Below are 18452 nucleotides of genomic sequence, written 5' to 3' on the forward strand. Positions count from 1 at the left end.
GGGTAGACGAATATGGCTCAATTTTTTATTCATCGCCCTATTTTTGCTTGGGTGATTGCACTGGTCATTATGTTGGCGGGTATTCTCACGCTAACACAAATGCCAGTTGCTCAATATCCGACTATTGCACCCCCTGTGGTGACAATTTCTGCAACTTACCCTGGTGCTTCTGCACAAACTGTTGAAAATACGGTAACCCAGATCATTGAACAACAAATGAATGGTCTAGATGGTTTACGTTACATTTCATCAAACAGTGCTGGTAATGGTCAGGCATCAATCAACTTGAATTTCGAGCAAGGGGTTGATCCTGATATTGCTCAAGTACAAGTACAGAACAAATTACAATCTGCAACAGCACTTTTACCTGAAGATGTGCAACGTCAAGGGGTAAAAGTGACCAAATCTGGCGCGAGTTTTATGCAAGTTCTTGCATTCTACTCTCCAGATGAAAGCCTTTCAGGCGCTGACATTAAAGACTATGTAAACTCAAATATTTCTGAACCACTTAGTCGTGTTGCAGGGGTAGGTGAACTCCAAGTCTTTGGTGGTCAATATGCAATGCGTATTTGGCTAGATCCAGCAAAAATGACCAGCTTACAAGTCACTCCAAGTGATGTTGCTGCTGCAATTCGTGCACAAAACTCGCAAGTGGCTGTAGGTCAATTGGGTGGTGCGCCAGCTGTACAAGGTCAGGTACTGAATGCGACTGTTAATGCTCAAAGCATGTTGCAAACACCTGAACAATTTAAGAACATTTTCCTCAAAAATACAGCTTCAGGTGCACAAGTTCGCTTGAGTGATGTTGCTCGCATTGAATTAGGTTCGGATAACTATCAATTCGACTCTAAATTCATGGGTAAACCTGCTGGTGGTGTTGCGATTAAATTAGCAACGGGTGCAAACGCACTAGATACCGCAGCTGCTGTAGAAAAACGTCTTAGTGAACTTCGTAAAAACTATCCCGATGGTTTGAAAGATCAACTCGCTTATGACACAACCCCATTTATTCGCCTTTCAATTGAAAGCGTAGTACATACGCTCGTTGAAGCCGTAGTTTTAGTATTTATCGTCATGTTCTTGTTCCTACAAAACTGGCGCGCAACGATTATTCCGACACTCGCAGTTCCTGTTGTTGTGCTTGGAACATTTGCTGTTATTAATATTTTTGGCTTCACGATTAACACACTAACCATGTTTGCCATGGTCTTGGCGATTGGTCTATTGGTCGATGACGCAATTGTTGTGGTCGAAAACGTCGAACGGGTTATGCAAGAAGAACATGCAGGTCCTGTTGAAGCCACAGAAAAATCGATGCAACAGATTTCTGGTGCATTGGTGGGTATTACCAGTGTATTAACAGCGGTATTTGTACCGATGGCATTCTTTGGTGGTACAACAGGTGTAATTTACCGTCAGTTCTCCATTACCTTAGTTACAGCAATGATTTTATCACTGATTATTGCCTTAACTTTTACCCCTGCGCTTTGTGCAACATTGTTAAAACAACACGATGCCAATAAGCCTGAAAGTAATAATATTTTTGCGCGCTTCTTCCGTTGGTTTAACCGTAGTTTTGATAAGCTCGCTGAAAAATACCAAGGTGGTGTCAATCGTATGACCCACAATAGACTATTCTCTGGCGTAGTTTATATTGCTGTTATTGCTGCCTTAGTTGGTCTGTACAAAATGCTACCCTCTTCTTTCTTACCAGAAGAAGACCAAGGTGTGGTTATGACGCTCGTTCAGTTACCACCAAGTGCCAGCCTTGAGCGAACAGATAAAGTCATCACCACCATGACGGATTACTTCCTAAATAAAGAGAAAGCCAATGTAGAGTCTATCTTTACTGTTTCTGGTTTCTCATTTACAGGGGTAGGTCAAAATGCGGGTCTTGCTTTTATTAAACTGAAAGATTGGGGTGAACGTACTTCGCCTGAGTCACAAATTGGTGCCATCATTCAACGTGGTATGTCACTCAACATGATCAAAGATGCATCTTACATCATGCCATTGCAGTTACCTGCGATGCCAGAATTGGGGGTTTCTTCAGGTTTTGACATCCAGTTAAAAGATGCCAGTGGCCAAGGACATGACAAGTTAATTGCTGCACGTAATGCTATTTTAGGAATGGCTGCACAAGATAAACGTCTTGCAGGTGTTCGTCCAAATGGTCAGGAAGATACACCGCAGTACCAAATCAACATTGATCAAGCGCAAGCGGGTGCAATGGGTGTAAGTATTGCTGATATTAACTCGACGATGAGCATGGCGTGGGGTGGTTCTTATATCAATGACTTCGTTGACCGTGGTCGTGTGAAAAAAGTGTATGTTCAAGGTGACTCAAATACACGCATGATGCCTGAAGATTTGAACAAATGGTATGTACGTAACAGTAGTGGCACCATGGTTCCTTTCTCTGCATTTGCAACGGGTGAATGGAAATATGGTTCACCTCGTCTAGAGCGCTATAACGGTGTTGCTTCGGCTAACATTCAAGGTACACCAGCACCTGGCGTTAGCTCGGGTGATGCAATGCTCGCTATGGAAGAAATTATTGCTAAGTTACCATCAATGGGCTTAACAGGTTTCGACTACGAGTGGACAGGTTTATCTTTAGAAGAGCGTGAGTCTGGTAGCCAAACGGTACCTTTATTGATTCTTTCTCTACTCATTGTATTCCTTTGTCTTTCTGCGTTATATGAAAGCTGGTCAATTCCTGCTTCTGTATTACTGGTTGTGCCATTAGGTATCCTGGGTGCATTCGCGTTAACATGGTTAGGCATGGTCATCAAAGGTGATCCAAACTTATCATTTAACATTTATTTCCAAGTTGCTATTGTTGCTGTAATTGGTCTTTCTGCGAAAAACGCAATTTTAATTGTAGAGTTTGCGAAAGAACTCCAAGAGCAAGGTCAAGAACTGTTTGAAGCTACGCTACATGCAGCAAGAATGCGTTTGCGTCCTATCATCATGACTACCCTTGCTTTCGGTTTTGGTGTACTTCCTCTTGCACTTTCTAGTGGTGCAGGTGCGGGTAGCCAACACTCGGTAGGTTATGGTGTACTTGGTGGTGTAATCAGCTCAACACTTTTAGGTATTTTCTTTATTCCTGTATTTTTTGTATGGATTCGTAGTATCTTTAAGTACAAACCTAAAAATCAAAATATTCAGGAGCATAAATCGTGATGCAAAAAGTATGGTCTATTTCAGGTCGTAGCATTGCGGTATCTGCACTTGCGCTTGCTTTGACTGCTTGTCAAAGCATGCGTGGCCCAGAACCGGTAGCACAGGCAAATTTACCAACAAGTTATCTTTCAAATGCGTCTGGTACTTCTATTGCTGAACAAGGCTATAAAGACTTTTTTGCTGATCAACGCTTACTTCAAGTTATTGATCTTGCATTAACCAATAATCGTGACTTACGTACTGCAACATTGAACATTCAACGTGCTCAACAGCAGTACCAAATTGCAGAAAACAACCAACTTCCAACCATTGGTGCAAGTGGTGGTATTCTTCGTCAAGATACATTAAGTACGAATAAACCAATCACGTCATACAATGTAGGCTTAGGTGTTACTGCTTACGAGCTCGATTTTTGGGGTCGTGTAAAAAGTTTGAAAGACAATGCGCTTGATAGCTATTTAGCAACTGCGAGTGCCCGTGATGCAACACAAATTAGTTTGATTGGACAAGTTGCTCAGGCATGGTTAAATTATTCATTTGCCACTGCGCAATTGAAACTTGCTGACCAAACACTGAAAGCACAACTTGATTCTTATAATCTCAACAAAAAACGTTTTGATGTCGGTATCGACAGTGAAGTTCCTGTCCGTCAGGCTCAAGTTTCTGTAGAAACCGCACGAAACGATGTTGCAAATTATAAGACCCAAATTGCTCAAGCTCAAAACTTGCTCAACTTACTTGTTGGTCAACAAGTGCCAGATAACCTATTACCTAAACAACGTGTTACACGTATTAGCAATAGTTCGGCATTTGCCTCAGGCTTACCAAGTGACTTGTTGAATAACCGTCCAGATGTAAAAGCTGCTGAATATCAACTATCAGCTGCTGGCGCAAATATTGGTGCAGCTAAGGCTCGTTTATTCCCTACGATCAGTTTGACTGGGTCTGCGGGTTATGCATCGACTGATCTAAGTGACCTATTTAAATCAGGTGCTTTTGTTTGGTCTCTTGGTCCAAGTCTCGATATTCCTTTATGGGATTGGGGAACACGTAAAGCAAATATTAAGATTTCAGAAACAGATCAACAAATTGCGTTGTCTGATTATGAAAAATCAATTCAATCTGCTTTCCGTGAAGTGAATGATGCATTGGCAACTCGTGAGAATATTGGCGATCGCCTTGCGGCTCAAAAACGTTTAGTTGAAGCAACCAATACAACATATAAGCTTTCAAATGCTCGCTTCCGTGCAGGTATTGATAGCTTCTTATCTGTATTAGATGCGCAACGTTCTTCTTATACGGCTGAACAGGGTTTATTGCTTTTAGAACAAGCAAACTTGAATAACCAAGTGGAAGTGTACAAAACTTTAGGTGGTGGTATAAAAGCCAACTCATCTGATCAAATTGTACAACCGCCGTCATCATCTGAATTGAAATATCATGCAAATGATCAGAAATAAGATCGATTGATGGTAAATTATGAAAAGCTCACTTCGGTGAGCTTTTTTATTGTTGTTTAGGACATAATTTCTACTGTTTATTTAAAATTTGCTTCGTTTAAAGTTACCATGCAAAGCATTTATGAAATATCATCAAAGCTAAACCTGACTGAAACAAATACAATGAAATTAAGTAATTTAGAAAGCGTACCTGCTCATCAGATTATTCAGCAACTGGATGTGGTTTATGGAAGTACTGTCCGCAGTAAACATGCAGGACGTGACCTTTTGGCTGGATTGAAAAATATTGTCGGTGGTGAACTCACGGCTTATACGGAACTCTTAGAAGAATCTCGCCAAGAAGCCATGAACCGTATGATTGAGAAAGCGCAAGGCTTAGGAGCCAATGCCATCGTTGGGATTCGTTTTTCTACCTCTAATATTACACAAGGTGCTTCTGAAATTTTTGTCTATGGAACAGCTGTCATCATTGAACCAAACTCAGTTACAACAAACTCAATTGCAACAAACCCAGTGAAACTACCCGACCCTTTTTCAAACTAGGCGAACACAATGGATGGCTTTATTTTAAAAATTAGCATTACACTGGTTCTGTTCTTTATCGGCTGGGGCTTCGGGCGTTTTATCGAACAAAAACATTTAAGAGAATTAGACGAAAAGGAACGACTTTTATCGCATATCTATATCGATACCAATAAATTTCAGACCTCAAACCATCAAGGACAATTGATCAGCAGCAATGTAGTCATTTCACATGATTATTTTAAATACATCATTGCACAAATTCAGAATTTCTTTGGCGGTCGCTTAACCACCTATGAAAGTGTCGTTGAGCGTGCACGCCGTGAAGCCATTGTCAGACTCAAACAAGAAGCTGAAAAAGTAGGTGCAAAGCAAATTATGGGCTTGCGTTTAAGCACGACAGAACTGGGCATGCAAGGTGGCATGGTCGAAGTTTTTGCTTATGGTACAGCTATTTCTACTCGTTAATTTTATTGCCTGATCATGGATGATCTCGATTTTCTATACTCTGACCACATAGGCCTTTAGATCATTGCTCATGTCTGCCTTTTATTCTTATCGTCCAAATACCAAACATATGTTGTATAACTCATTAACAATAAGTCACTAAACTACAATTAGCAGAAAAGCTAATATCGTATATTCATAAATAGGTTATATATATGATGAAATCCTTAGCACTAAAAACAAGTATGGCTTTAATCTCAATGCTTCCATTTGTAGCAAAAGCAGAATTAATTGTATTGGCCTCTCCTCAAAGTGATGATGCCTACTATGCAGAAATGATTGATGACATTTTTGAATTTCATGTCGATTATGCAAAGAAAATTATTAAAAATGGCGATAACGTCGTTATTTTAACCGACAAAGAACTTTACCCTGATTATGTGAAAGAATTAGGCGAAGATCATGTAGCAATTGCACCAATGCAAGATATTTGGATGCGTGACTTTACCAGCGCCAACCCTGCTCAACCTGTGCTGTTTCGCTATACCGCTGCTGGACAAGGTGGCTCTAAAAAGGGGCAGTCAATTTCAGATGAAGTACAAGCAGAATTTAAATATTATGGCCAAAAAGCAGGTTTACAATATACCAATACATCGTTATTAAATGATGGTGGTAACTGGGTTGAAGATGGCTATGGCAATGTGGTGGTGAGTACTAAATTTTTAGCTGATAATCGACTAACAGAAAGTGAAGCTCGACAAAAATTAATCGCTTTAACAGGTGCTAAAAATATTGCCTTTATCGAAGCAGATGAACAAGGCGGTTTGGAACACGCTGATGGCGTTGTGAGTTTTGTCGACCAGAATACCTTAGTAATTAATTCATATCCTGAAGACCCTGATTATGCGAAGCAATTAAAAGCCGATTTAAAACGTGGACTTCCCAATGTCAAAATTCGTGAAATCATAACACCTTATGATGGCAGTCAAATTTATGACGCAAAATTCGGCTCTGCATGTGGTTTATATACCAATATGCTCGTCACCCCTGAACGCATTTATTTCCCACAATTTGGCATAAAAGAAGATGCCGTTGCATTACAACAAATTCGTAGCGCAACAAACCGCACCGTAGTTCCTGTACAATCTGCAAGTGTTTGCCACATGGGCGGTGGTGTTCGTTGTATGTCATGGCAAATACGTGGGAAAAATGCTGAATTATTTTTAGACTATCTAGATGAAATGAGTGAATAATTTTTAAAATAGACCCAGCCAAAAACGATAGAAAGTCCCTTATCCTTCTTGCGATAAGGGGCTTTCATTGTACATATAAATATTCATCACACTACTTGTTGACTCAGATAAACAGTCTTTTATTTTAGTATTGATAATCATCTTTATATTTTTTAGGCAGTTGATATTGCTGACCATCAAATTTCAGAACAAAACTTTGTTGTGATCGCCTTTGATTGATCTGTTTACAATCCTCTCTCGTTCCAAGCATTTCGTAACTTTCAATTTTGCTATTCACCTGAATATCAGAATAATTTTTGCTCTGCTTATTCTGCATAACGAGAGTAGAAGAACGTTTTTCGACTGCCGCATTACAACGTGTATCTGTTTCTGCCCGATAACGTTCAACAATCAAACTGTCTAAAATTTTCTTTTTATTTTGAAGATCATACAAATTTAATACTTGCATTGAAAAAGGATTCGGTTGTGAATGACTTGAATAATTTAAACGCACACCTAAAGCACGATTTGAACCTGTCACTTTATAGTTTGCAGTATCCAGTTGAATTGACTCTAAACCAATTGCATCTGAAACAATTTCTTCTGCAACCACATAATTATAAAAAACGTTTAGGTTTTTTTGATTAAATTTCAATAGATTTAAATCATAAGCCCCTTGTTCTGGTTGATCTTTGACAGGAATCCATTGTGCATAAGCCATGATCACATTCGAGTCATTTAAAGGATCAGTTTTACAATCCATGAATGACTGTTCAAGATTAACAATTTGAGTTTGACTCAATATTTTTGCAACAACTTGATTATTTTCACAGATATTCGCATAAGCCGCACCAATCAAAATTAACTATAGGAAAATGATTTTTAGAATAATTTTCATTATTTCACCTTCATTTCTCGTATTTATATGTGCTGAATAGGTGACAAGTGCCTATAAATTTTATAAATAATAAACACTTCATCCTGATCTTAAGTTTTATAAATTTTTGATTTACAAAATTTTAATCATTTCACTTTCATCTTACGAATCATTTTATAAAGTGTCGTTGGCGAAAGCCGTGATACCCATACACCTAGTTTTTCTTTTCGACCACCCACCACAATATACTCATCACCTTTGATTAAGGCTGAAACGGTTTGTTGTGCAAATTCATCTGCATCCAAACCACTTTCAATCGCGTCATCTTGATGAGCTTGCGGTTTACCTGCACCATTCAATGCATTAAACGACACATTGGTTTTTACAAAGCCAGGGAAAATGACCGAAACTTTGACACCCTCTTGCGCAACTTCTGCACGTAAACTGTTTGCCCACATGTGAATTGCGGCTTTAGCAGCAGAATAGGTCGCACGATACTGAGTGCCCAACAATCCTGCAACACTGGAAACAAATGCAATACGTCCTGATTTTTGTGCCAAGAAAGTTGGAAGAACCAATTTAGTTAAAAAGACTTGCGAGAAATAATCGATTTCCATAATTGCACGTTCAGTTTGCATGGTTGTCTCTACGATCAAAGCACGCTGGCTTAAACCTGCATTATTGATTAACCAATCGATGCGCCCTTTTTCTTTTAAAACTTGTTCATAAGCATGACGAACTTGGCTTTCATCTGTAATGTCCATCGCAACTGAAATATGTCGCTCTGAGTTTTGCAAACTGTTGCGTACCTTTTCCAACTCATCTAAGCGTCTAGCACTCAAAACCACTTGAGCACCTTTCAAAGCACATTCAGCCGCTAAGGCCTTCCCAATACCTGAAGATGCACCAGTAATCCAAACCACTTTATTGTCTAAATGCTCCATGCCATTCATGCTCTTGAATAAGATGAATCAAGATTACACGATGTGATGAATCAAATAAATTATCTTTACGAATCCTTAGTTTTAGGCTTCAACTAAAAATTTTTTAAAATGCTGCGCGTAGTGCTGTGCTTTTTCAACATTATTTGGATTATATTCTTCAGCCGCTTTGTCTAAACGCTTATAGCCTGAACTGGTCACCATATTGATGACACCATCCAAAGTTTTGTTCACAACAAAATTGAACTTTAATAAGGTTTTTGGATCACGGATAAACTCCGAAACCCCTAAGTCGATAATGGTGATTAAGTTTTTAATGGTGATCGCTAAAATACTGGTATCACCATCGAGCAGTTTTTGTAGATTTTTAGCAGACTCTTCACCCAAACTGCGCTCTAACTTATAATACATGATGACTTGGTTTGCCTCTGAATCTTCAAATTTTTCAAGCATATAGTTTGCAACAGGCTTTAAACGATCATTACTAAAAAATGATATAGACCATGGCATATATTTTTTTAAAGCACTTTCGATCTGATCAAAAACTTGCTCTGCCTCTTTTAGCTTTTTCTGACCATTTGCATCTAAACTTTTATTCGCACGCTGTTCTTCAAGTAAAGCACCAAAGACTTGATCTAAAACCTGACAAGAGATTTCTGTAAATATGGTTCCTAACTGTTTGGCAAGATCTTGTTTCTCTCCATTATTTAAACTTTTCGTGATTTGTTTTAATTCTTGATAGGTTTTTTGTTGGATCAATAAATCAATTTGGTACGGCATCAGCATTTGTCCTGTTTTTGTTTTATACAAATTTACGGAAAACTATCTTATCAAAGCAATATGACAGTCACATTGTCTTTTCCTACCATGCTATAGAATATTTACTCTAATTAAATCAATTATAAATCAGTGATATATTCTTCTTCATTGTAATTTTGACTTGATATGAATAAAGAATACGCCGATCTTTGTTTACTTTTTAAACAATGACATACAACAACTTTTAGTATTTGACTCAAATACCCTGACAATACATTTAAATTTATAAAATCTGCTTAGGTGAAGACTGAAACGGAATCAACCATAGCACTAAAATCTTTGCTACAATGGATGTAATTTTTTACTTACTTTTGATCTGTTTTTACTATGACTGATTCAGCGCAAAATATTGCTACGACCTACGATCCGACTGAGATCGAAAAAAAATGGTATAAGACTTGGGAAGAGAATGGTTACTTCAAACCTTCTGGTAAAGGTGACTCATTCTGTATCATGATTCCGCCGCCAAACGTCACTGGTAGCTTGCACATGGGTCATGGTTTTAACAATACCATTATGGATGCCTTGACACGTTATAACCGTATGTCAGGTAAAAATACCTTATGGCAGCCCGGAACTGACCATGCGGGTATTGCAACCCAAATGGTGGTTGAACGCCAATTGGCGGCTCAAAACATTAGCCGTCATGACTTAGGTCGTGAAAAATTTATTGAAAAAATTTGGGAATGGAAAGAACAATCAGGCGGAACGATTACACGTCAAATCCGTCGCTTAGGTTCGTCTGTAGATTGGTCACGTGAACGCTTTACCATGGATGATGGTTTATCCAATGCAGTTAAAGAAGTCTTTGTAAAACTACATGAGCAAGGCTTAATTTACCGCGGTAAACGTCTTGTGAACTGGGATCCTAAATTACAGACTGCCCTTTCTGACTTAGAAGTTGAATCTGTTGAAGAAAAAGGCTCTTTGTGGCATTTCAAATATTTCTTTGAAGATAAAGCACTTCGCACCCAAGATGGTCACGACTATTTAGTTGTTGCGACAACTCGTCCTGAAACGTTATTGGGTGACTCTGCTGTTGCTGTGCATCCAGAAGATGAGCGTTATGCACACCTGATTGGTAAAAACATTATTCTCCCAATTACTGGTCGTCTTGTTCCAGTTATTGCCGATGAATATGTAGAAAAAGAGTTCGGTACAGGCTGTGTAAAAATTACCCCTGCGCATGACTTCAATGACTACGATGTTGGTAAACGCCATGATTTACCGATTATCAATATTTTCAACAAAAATGCTGAAGTTTTAGCAGAGTTTGAATTTATTGCTAAAGCAGGCGAACAGATTTCTAAAACCATTACTGCACCAGCAGATTATGTTGGTTTAGAGCGTTTTGCTGCACGTAAAAAATTAGTTGAACAAGCAGAAGCTGAAGGCTGGCTCGATCAAATCCAACCTTATGACCTAAAAGCACCTCGTGGTGACCGTTCAGGTGTGATTGTTGAGCCATTATTGACAGACCAATGGTATGTAAAAATTGCACCACTTGCTGAGCCTGCAATCAAAGCGGTTCAAGATGGTGAAATTAAATTCGTTCCTGAACAATACAGCAATATGTACATGGCTTGGATGAACAACATCCAAGATTGGTGTATTTCACGTCAATTGTGGTGGGGTCATCGTATCCCTGCTTGGTATGATGCTGAAGGCAACATCTATGTGGGTCGTTCTGAGCAAGAAGTACGTGAAAAGAATGCGATCCCTGCCGATGTTCAACTGGATCAAGATGAAGATGTACTTGATACATGGTTCTCTTCAGGTCTTTGGACATTCTCTACATTGGGTTGGACAGGTGATGAAGCGAAAGATAAAGAAAACTATTTCTTAAAGACTTTCCACCCAACTGATGTATTAGTAACAGGTTTTGACATCATCTTCTTCTGGGTTGCGCGTATGATTATGCTTACGATGCACTTCATGAAAAATGAAGATGGTACACCACAAGTTCCATTTAAAACCGTGTATGTGCATGGTTTGGTACGTGATGGTGAAGGTCAGAAAATGTCTAAGTCGAAGGGCAATGTACTTGATCCATTAGATTTGATTGATGGTGTAGATCTTGAAACTTTAGTTCAGAAACGTACGACTGGTTTGATGAATCCGAAGCAAGCGGCGAAGATTGAAAAATCAACACGTAAAGAATTCCCAGAAGGCATTCAAGCGTATGGTACTGACGCTGTTCGTTTTACATTCTGCGCACTTGCCAATACAGGTCGTGACATTAAGTTCGATATGAAACGTGTTGAAGGTTATCGTAACTTTGCCAACAAGATTTGGAATGCAACGCGTTTCGTCATGATGAACTGCGAAGAGCAGCCAATTGGTACTGACATTCGCCAAGATCTGTGGGAACTTCCTGAACAATGGATCGTGAGCCGTTTACAAAAAGCTGAAGCTGCTGTTCAACAAGCTTTCGCGACTTACCGTTTAGACTTGGCTGCGCAAGCCATTTACGAGTTCATTTGGAATGAATATTGCGATTGGTATGTAGAATTAACCAAGCCCGTTCTAAATGATGAAAATGTATCGACTGAGCGTAAAGCTGAAGTTCGCCGTGTTCTTCTTTCGGTTATGGAAGCTTCGTTACGCCTTGCGCACCCACTTATGCCGTATTTGACTGAAGAAATTTGGCAAAAACTTGCACCGATGGTAGGTATTGCTGGTGAAAGCATCATGCTTGCGCAATACCCTATTTCAAACCCTGAGCGTATCAATGAACAAGCTGAAGCTGATATGCAATGGCTACAAGGTTTGATTGGTGCTGTGCGTAACATCCGCGGTGAAATGGGCTTAGGTAATGCTCGTTTGCTTCCAGTATTGCTTCAAAATACGACGGATGCTGAAAAAGCACAGATTTCACGTATTGAACCGTTGTTTAAAGCATTGGCTAAAGTTGAAAGTATTACTTTCTTGGCGAATGGTGAGCAACCGCCATTGTCTTCGTCATCTGTAGTCGATCATGCATCTGTATTTGTTCCAATGAAAGGTTTGATTGACCCGAAAGCGGAATTAGGACGTTTGCAGAAAGACTTTGATAAAGTTCAGAAGCAACATGACCAAATTGCAACGAAGCTTGGTAATGAAGGTTTTGTGGCAAAAGCACCTGCTGCTGTGGTTGAAGGTGAAAAAGTTAAACTTGCTGAGTTTGCTGCTCAGTTAGAGAAGATTAAGGCGAATATGGATCAGATTGCGGCGCTTTAGGGTGTTGGTAATTTAATCTAATTTGTAGTATAAAGGGCTGATTATTCAGCCCTTTATACTATTATGAAGAAAATTATACAAACCAACTTAAATGATCAACAAATTTTACTTCACCCATTAGAAAAAACAGACTCGATACAAAACTCATTTACTATAATAATCGGCTCAAACAATTCAGGGAAAAGTAGGTTACTGAATAAAATTATTCGGATTGCTAGTGACGAAGATTATAACTTTGATAAAATCATTGGATTTTCAGTCGCTCATTTTAATAAGCTACCTACACCTCGAAAAGTTAATAAAAATTATATTAAATTTTCCACAAATCCAGCTGATTTTATTTTTGGCCAAGATAAATATCATAAAGATTTAGATAAATATGAAAAAATAATAGATGCCTATATAAAGAATAATGAGGTAGATTTTTTTCTAAAGAATAATATTAGCTCTTTACATATAAATCAATTATTTGAAATTTTTATATCTTCAAATAAGGATCAATTTAAAAAATATAATGATTGGAAAATTATATCCAGTTTTTTAAATTTACCTAAATCAATCGAATTTAAAATCACACAATCCTCACATTTTAAAAAGTTAAAGAAACATTTAGAAGAAAATAAAAAACAATCTGCTCAAAAATTAAATGACTTAGTAACCAATAAAACTTATAATCTATCATTGAAAGACATGTTTTCATTAGATAAAAAAATTATTGAATTATTACAGTTAAGATTATTATCAATTACTAAAATTTCATATCAACACGAAAGTCAGATTTTACCATTAACGTCTTTGAGCTCAGGTCAACTCGCAATTCTAACATTAGGTCTAGCCTTAATTTCATCTATGCAAAATAATAGTCTTATTTGTATTGATGAACCCGAATTAAATCTTCATCCAGAATGGCAAACAGAGATAATAAAACTAATTGAGTTATTAAGTGAAAAATATACAGGTTGTCAGTTTTTTATTGCCACTCACTCTCCACAAATAATATCAAATATAAATAGTGTAAATTCATATATATTAAATTTAAATCAAAACACTCTAACAATTTCTACTAAATTTAAAGATAAATCTTCTGATTTTCAACTATCTCAAGCTTTCAACTCCCCAGGTAATAATAATGAATACCTAATTAGAAAATTAATTATCATGTTAAATAAATTAAATACTGACGAAAATTTCATACTAGATACTGAATCCAAAGAATTACTCGACCATATAAGCTATTTATTAAAAGAACAAAAAATTGATAAAGAAGATAAAGTTAAAATTCTTTTTAACCTTGTGGAAAGCTATCGAGGTTGAAATGGTTATTTTTCAAATCCCTCCTGAACTCCAAAAACTTATCAATACATACGATAAGCGAAACTATAAAATTTGGAATGATGAAGATAATAATGACGTTAAGAGTTTCCGTTCTTTGATTCGGAATCACTATTTATCTGATCAAAAACTCACTTGTTTTTATTGTAAACAATATATTTTTTCTTCAAATGGACTGCATTGGCAAGTAGAACATATTCTACCTAAATCCTTATTTCCTCAATTTCTATTTGAGCCTAAAAATTTAATTGTCATATGTCCTGATTGTAATCGAGAAAAAAGCGATCAAAATCCACATGTGAATGGATTAAAGGCTTGTTCACAAAAATCTTATCCAAATACGAGTGGAAGATATAAAATTATACATCCACTTTTCGATATATACTCAGATCATATAGAACGTGTTTCTGCAAATCACTGCGACTACCCTAATCATTATTTTTTAAAAGCACACACTCCTAAAGGTAAATCAACAGTACGAATGTGCTATTTAGACCGTTTCACACAGGAATTTGCTGGTTATAAAGATATGAAAGGCAAACAAATCGAATGCTTAGATGAGTTTTTGGAACGTGACTTAAATGAATTAAACAAGGAGCAAAAAATGGCTCTTGTTCAAAGAATTATGGAATCAATGTAAACCCGTATCCTAAAAAATTACTTTTTTAAGATATTTCTATATATTTCATCTTGCTGAACATTCCTCTTCATCCTAAAAGAGTTAAAGCTTTCTCTTAAGATTTAATAACTATTTGATACACAGTTTCCCTCTCCTGCGAGGAGAGGGTTAGTAGAGGTGTTTTTAAAGATTTGTCTATAAACTTGCCCCTCACCCCCGCTCTCTCCCTAAGCCATATATGGCGCAAGAGAAGGCGCTTCCATCACTAATCATTTTTCAGTTTCAGACAAACATTCCACAAATCTTCCAAAACCACATCCGTATTTTTCAACACATCATTATTCCAATAGCGCACGACTTTCAAACCCAAAGCCTCTAAAAACACTGTTCTTACTTCATCATATTCAATCACATCATCTGTACCATGCTGACCACCATCTAACTCAATCACCAAACCAAGTTCATGGCAGTAAAAATCCACAATATACGGCTCAATAACATGCTGACGACGAAATTTAAAATTCATAAAACGCTTTGCACGTAATAAATGCCACATCAAACTTTCAGCATCTGTGGCATTGCTTCTCATGGTTTTGGCGAATATTAATAATTGTGGGTCTAGTTTCATTTTTTATTTTCCATTTCAATCACCCTCACCCCAACCCTCTCCCAAAGGGAGAGGGAGTAGTGAATTAACTTGCTGTTCGATACGTAATTAAGTTCCCTCTCCTGCGAGGAGAGGGCTAGGGAGAGGTGCTTCAAAAATTTTCATCATAAATTCCCCATCATCCCCACCTTCTCCCAAAGGAAGAGCGAGTAGTGAATTAACTTGCTGTTCGATACGCAGTGAAGTTCCCTCTCCTGAGCAAATTTTAAAGCACTGCTTTAAAGCGAAGCGCAAGTGAGGGTTGGGGTGAGGGAAAATCAAAGTACCCCATGCCCCAACAACATCTCCAACCCTTTCACTCGCTCCATATACTTCAAACGTTCTTTCTCAGCTTTCAACTGCTGTTTTAACACAGCATAATCCGCATCAATTGCTTTATATACATCACTAATGTGCACATTTTCCAATTTCACTGTATTGCTTAAATGAAAAGAATCAAAAATTTCAATCATTTGACTTTCAAGCTTCTGACTTTGTGCCTCCAAAGCGATTTGATAAAACTTCACTTGTTCCGCAGTTAAGTCTTTTGCGGTCTGTCCTTTGCCCTGTTCTAAATCTAATTGTAATTTGAGTAAATAAAATAAATCCTGCGCTGTATAAGCCGCATTCACCGTTTGCAATAACTCTGTTTTTTCTAACTTTTTCACCTCATCAGCTTCACGGTCTGGATGAATCATTGCAGTGATTTTTAAATATACGGTTTTAAGCGACTGCTCTGCCATTTTTATGGCTTGCTCACGCTTTTCTTGTTGTTTCAACTGCTTTGCACGTTCACGTTCCGCTTTATATTGGACTGAATCATATTCATAATTCTCCCAATCTGTCTCTATTTCCTGCTCTATTTCTTGTTCTATGGTTTCGGGCAAATCATATTGTTGTCTTAACATTGTTTTGGCTTTTTTAGCTTTTAAATGCGCTGCATGTTGCAAATAAAAAGTATCTATTTTCTCAACTTGCTCTTTTTGCAGTGTATTTAACATTTGTGATTTTTTTAGCATTGAGGCTAAAGCCGCAATTTTACTGTCGATTTGTACTAAATCTGCTTTGGAAAATGAATCACTGGCCAAGTGATTCCACAATCTATTGAGCTGCTCAAATAAAATCGTATGCAACTCTCCATAAATCGGTAAAAGTTTACTTCGAGTATAATTCTGAATATCTGCTTGAGCATTTTCCCAACTGGCAAGATCATGCTTTTGCTGTTCAATTTTATCGATCAGACGCTTTAACTTTTTCTGTTGTGGCGTGAGTAATGCGGTTTGCTGAACACTGATTTTTAAATCAAAAGACATAACCAATCAAAAATTTAAGAAATACCATAACAATATACTATGACTGATATGGTGAAACCATGCAGAAATAAGCAACTGGTTGAATCGTGGTGATACTCATAGGGAAAAGATAAATTTAAGTGCGTTATTTTTTCTACATTACATTCTTTTTATAAAAAGTAAGTTCATCATGCATTATTTTGAAGTAATACATATGAAAAACCACTAAAAATGCTACTTTATTGATCATTTATAATTAAAAATGCCTTTTAATTGGTAGTTAATCTAACAAAATAAGCAAATCCACGAAGAAATTACAAAAATATTTTCAAACTTATTCTGTAGTTGATATTAAATAAATATTTGAATCTGTGAAATGTGCAATCTTGCACAATTATTTTTATCATAAAAATCAATAACCTATAAAATTACAATAAAATCAAGGTGCGTCATCAAGGTGCGAAAATTCCATATTAGTGCATCAAATTGCTTTATATCGAGTCTTATTAATGTTTTGAATTGTTTAATCAATTTTTCCAAACGCTTAACCTCTTTTACTGCGCAATTGTATCGCTATACTGGCTAAATTGAGATTAATAGCACCAAAATAGAACCAGATTATGCAAAATACAGATCTTCTCTTTCTACTACTGGGCGCAGTGCTTGTATTAGCAATGCATGCAGGTTTTGCCTTTTTAGAATTAGGCACAGTTCGTCATAAAAACCAAGTCAACGCATTGAGTAAAATCATCACCGATTTTTCTATTTCTGCAATTGCTTATTTTTTTGTAGGTTACTACATCGCTTATGGACAGCATTTTTTCCATTCAGGTACCGACTTGTCCGCAGAGCACGGTTATAACTTGATGCGCTGTTTCTTCTTGCTGACTTTTGCAGCTGCAATACCTGCCATTATTTCAGGTGGTATCGCTGAAAGAGCCAAAATGCGTTCCCAAGCTCTTGCAACGTTATTCCTCGTTGCTTTGGTTTATCCTTTTTTTGAAGGGATGGTGTGGAATGGGAATTTTGGCTTACAAAAATGGTTAGAAGCAACTTTTGGGGCAAGTTTCCATGACTTTGCAGGCTCAGTTGTGGTGCATGCAATGGGTGGATGGATCGCTTTAGTTGCTGTGTTATTACTAGGTGCTCGACATGGTCGTTATAAAAAAGATGGCCGTGTCAGCGCACATCCACCATCTTCCATTCCATTTTTAGCACTTGGTTCATGGATCTTAATTGTAGGTTGGTTTGGCTTTAACGTGATGAGTGCGCAACGCTTAGATGCTATTTCAGGTCTCGTGGCAATCAACTCATTAATGGCAATGGTTGGCGGTACACTTTCTGCAAACTTTTTTGGTAAAGAAGATCCAGGTTTCTTACACAATGGCCCATTAGCAGGTTTGGTTGCAATCTGTGCTGGCTCAGATATTGTTCATCCAATTGGTGCATTATTTATTGGTGTCTGTGCAGGTTTCTTCTTTGTAAAATTGTTTACATATACTCAGAATAAATTGAAAGTTGATGATGTTTTAGGGGTTTGGCCGCTACACGGTGTGTGTGGTGCATTTGGTGGAATTGCAGTTGGTGTCTTTGGTCAACAATGGTTAGGTGGTTTAGGTGGCGTTTCGCTCATGTCACAAATCATTGGTACATTACTGGCTATTGTTATTGCTCTTGTAGGTAGCGCTATTGTTTATGGTGTACTTAAGATGACAATGGGGATTCGCTTATCTCAAGAAGATGAGTTCCGCGGTGCTGACTTATCGATTCATAAAATCTCAGCCAATTCAGAAGATGCGATGTTTTAATGTTAAAAGTTCGAATTTCTGACAATTTTATAGCGGCTTAAAAAGAGCC

14 protein-coding genes are annotated in these 18452 nt (G+C 37.5%); 9 read left to right on the forward strand and 5 right to left on the reverse strand.

Going from position 1 to position 18452, the window contains the following annotated elements; translation table 11 throughout:
• Positions 1-12 precede the first annotated feature (12 nt).
• From ACY45D_RS13120 to ACY45D_RS13140, 5 genes are all read left to right on the forward strand, one after another.
• Complete coding sequence (locus tag ACY45D_RS13120; RefSeq protein ID WP_463107128.1) at positions 13-3189, forward strand: efflux RND transporter permease subunit; 3177 nt, start codon at positions 13-15, stop codon at positions 3187-3189.
• Positions 3189-4649: a multidrug efflux RND transporter AdeIJK outer membrane channel subunit AdeK gene (gene adeK, locus ACY45D_RS13125; protein ID WP_463109486.1), complete on the forward strand. Its 1461-nt coding sequence runs from the start codon at positions 3189-3191 to the stop codon at positions 4647-4649. The genes ACY45D_RS13120 and adeK overlap by 1 nt, the downstream gene beginning before the upstream one ends.
• 162 nt (positions 4650-4811) lie before the next feature.
• Positions 4812-5192 carry a YbjQ family protein gene (locus ACY45D_RS13130; RefSeq protein WP_463107129.1) on the forward strand — a complete coding sequence of 127 codons (381 nt, stop codon included), beginning with the start codon at positions 4812-4814 and terminating at the stop codon, positions 5190-5192.
• Positions 5193-5201: 9 nt separating this feature from the next.
• On the forward strand, positions 5202-5639 hold the full coding sequence (locus ACY45D_RS13135; protein WP_463107130.1) for a YbjQ family protein: 438 nt from the start codon (positions 5202-5204) through the stop codon (positions 5637-5639).
• A 197-nt stretch (positions 5640-5836) separates the two neighbouring features.
• Positions 5837-6871 carry an agmatine deiminase family protein gene (locus tag ACY45D_RS13140; protein ID WP_463109487.1) on the forward strand — a complete coding sequence of 345 codons (1035 nt, stop codon included), beginning with the start codon at positions 5837-5839 and terminating at the stop codon, positions 6869-6871.
• A gap of 124 nt (positions 6872-6995) precedes the next feature.
• On the opposite strand, the gene ACY45D_RS13145 is transcribed toward ACY45D_RS13140, so the two are convergent.
• The 3 genes from ACY45D_RS13145 to ACY45D_RS13155 all read right to left on the reverse strand — a co-directional run bounded on the left by ACY45D_RS13145 (position 6996) and on the right by ACY45D_RS13155 (position 9448).
• Complete coding sequence (locus ACY45D_RS13145) at positions 6996-7613, reverse strand: PA3715 family protein (protein WP_463107131.1); 618 nt, start codon at positions 7611-7613, stop codon at positions 6996-6998.
• A gap of 260 nt (positions 7614-7873) precedes the next feature.
• Complete coding sequence (locus tag ACY45D_RS13150; RefSeq protein ID WP_463107132.1) at positions 7874-8671, reverse strand: SDR family oxidoreductase; 798 nt, start codon at positions 8669-8671, stop codon at positions 7874-7876.
• Positions 8672-8752: 81 nt separating this feature from the next.
• Complete coding sequence (locus tag ACY45D_RS13155) at positions 8753-9448, reverse strand: hypothetical protein (RefSeq protein ID WP_463107133.1); 696 nt, start codon at positions 9446-9448, stop codon at positions 8753-8755.
• A gap of 366 nt (positions 9449-9814) precedes the next feature.
• Between ACY45D_RS13155 and ACY45D_RS13160 the strand changes: the two genes are divergently transcribed.
• The 3 genes from ACY45D_RS13160 (at position 9815) to ACY45D_RS13170 (ending at position 14678) form a co-directional block, all read left to right on the forward strand.
• Positions 9815-12706, forward strand: a complete 2892-nt coding sequence (locus ACY45D_RS13160) for a valine--tRNA ligase (RefSeq protein ID WP_463107134.1) — start codon at positions 9815-9817, stop codon at positions 12704-12706.
• 63 nt (positions 12707-12769) lie between these two features.
• Positions 12770-14020, forward strand: coding sequence for an ATP-binding protein (locus ACY45D_RS13165; RefSeq protein WP_463107135.1), 1251 nt, complete (start codon positions 12770-12772; stop codon positions 14018-14020).
• 1 nt (position 14021) lies between these two features.
• Positions 14022-14678, forward strand: coding sequence for an HNH endonuclease (locus tag ACY45D_RS13170; protein WP_463107136.1), 657 nt, complete (start codon positions 14022-14024; stop codon positions 14676-14678).
• Positions 14679-14922: 244 nt separating this feature from the next.
• On the opposite strand, the gene ACY45D_RS13175 is transcribed toward ACY45D_RS13170, so the two are convergent.
• Together ACY45D_RS13175 and ACY45D_RS13180 are read right to left on the reverse strand one after the other, a co-directional pair.
• Complete coding sequence (locus ACY45D_RS13175) at positions 14923-15285, reverse strand: endonuclease domain-containing protein (protein WP_463107137.1); 363 nt, start codon at positions 15283-15285, stop codon at positions 14923-14925.
• A gap of 296 nt (positions 15286-15581) precedes the next feature.
• Positions 15582-16616 carry a molecular chaperone DnaJ gene (locus tag ACY45D_RS13180; protein ID WP_463107138.1) on the reverse strand — a complete coding sequence of 345 codons (1035 nt, stop codon included), beginning with the start codon at positions 16614-16616 and terminating at the stop codon, positions 15582-15584.
• Between the two features lie 599 nt (positions 16617-17215).
• Between ACY45D_RS13180 and ACY45D_RS13185 the strand changes: the two genes are divergently transcribed.
• The gene (locus ACY45D_RS13185; RefSeq protein ID WP_463107139.1) at positions 17216-18403 is read left to right on the forward strand and encodes an ammonium transporter; all 1188 of its coding nucleotides are present in this window, start codon (positions 17216-17218) and stop codon (positions 18401-18403) included.
• Positions 18404-18452: the final 49 nt, after the last annotated feature.

Source organism: Acinetobacter sp. BZX-2, assembly GCF_055179795.1.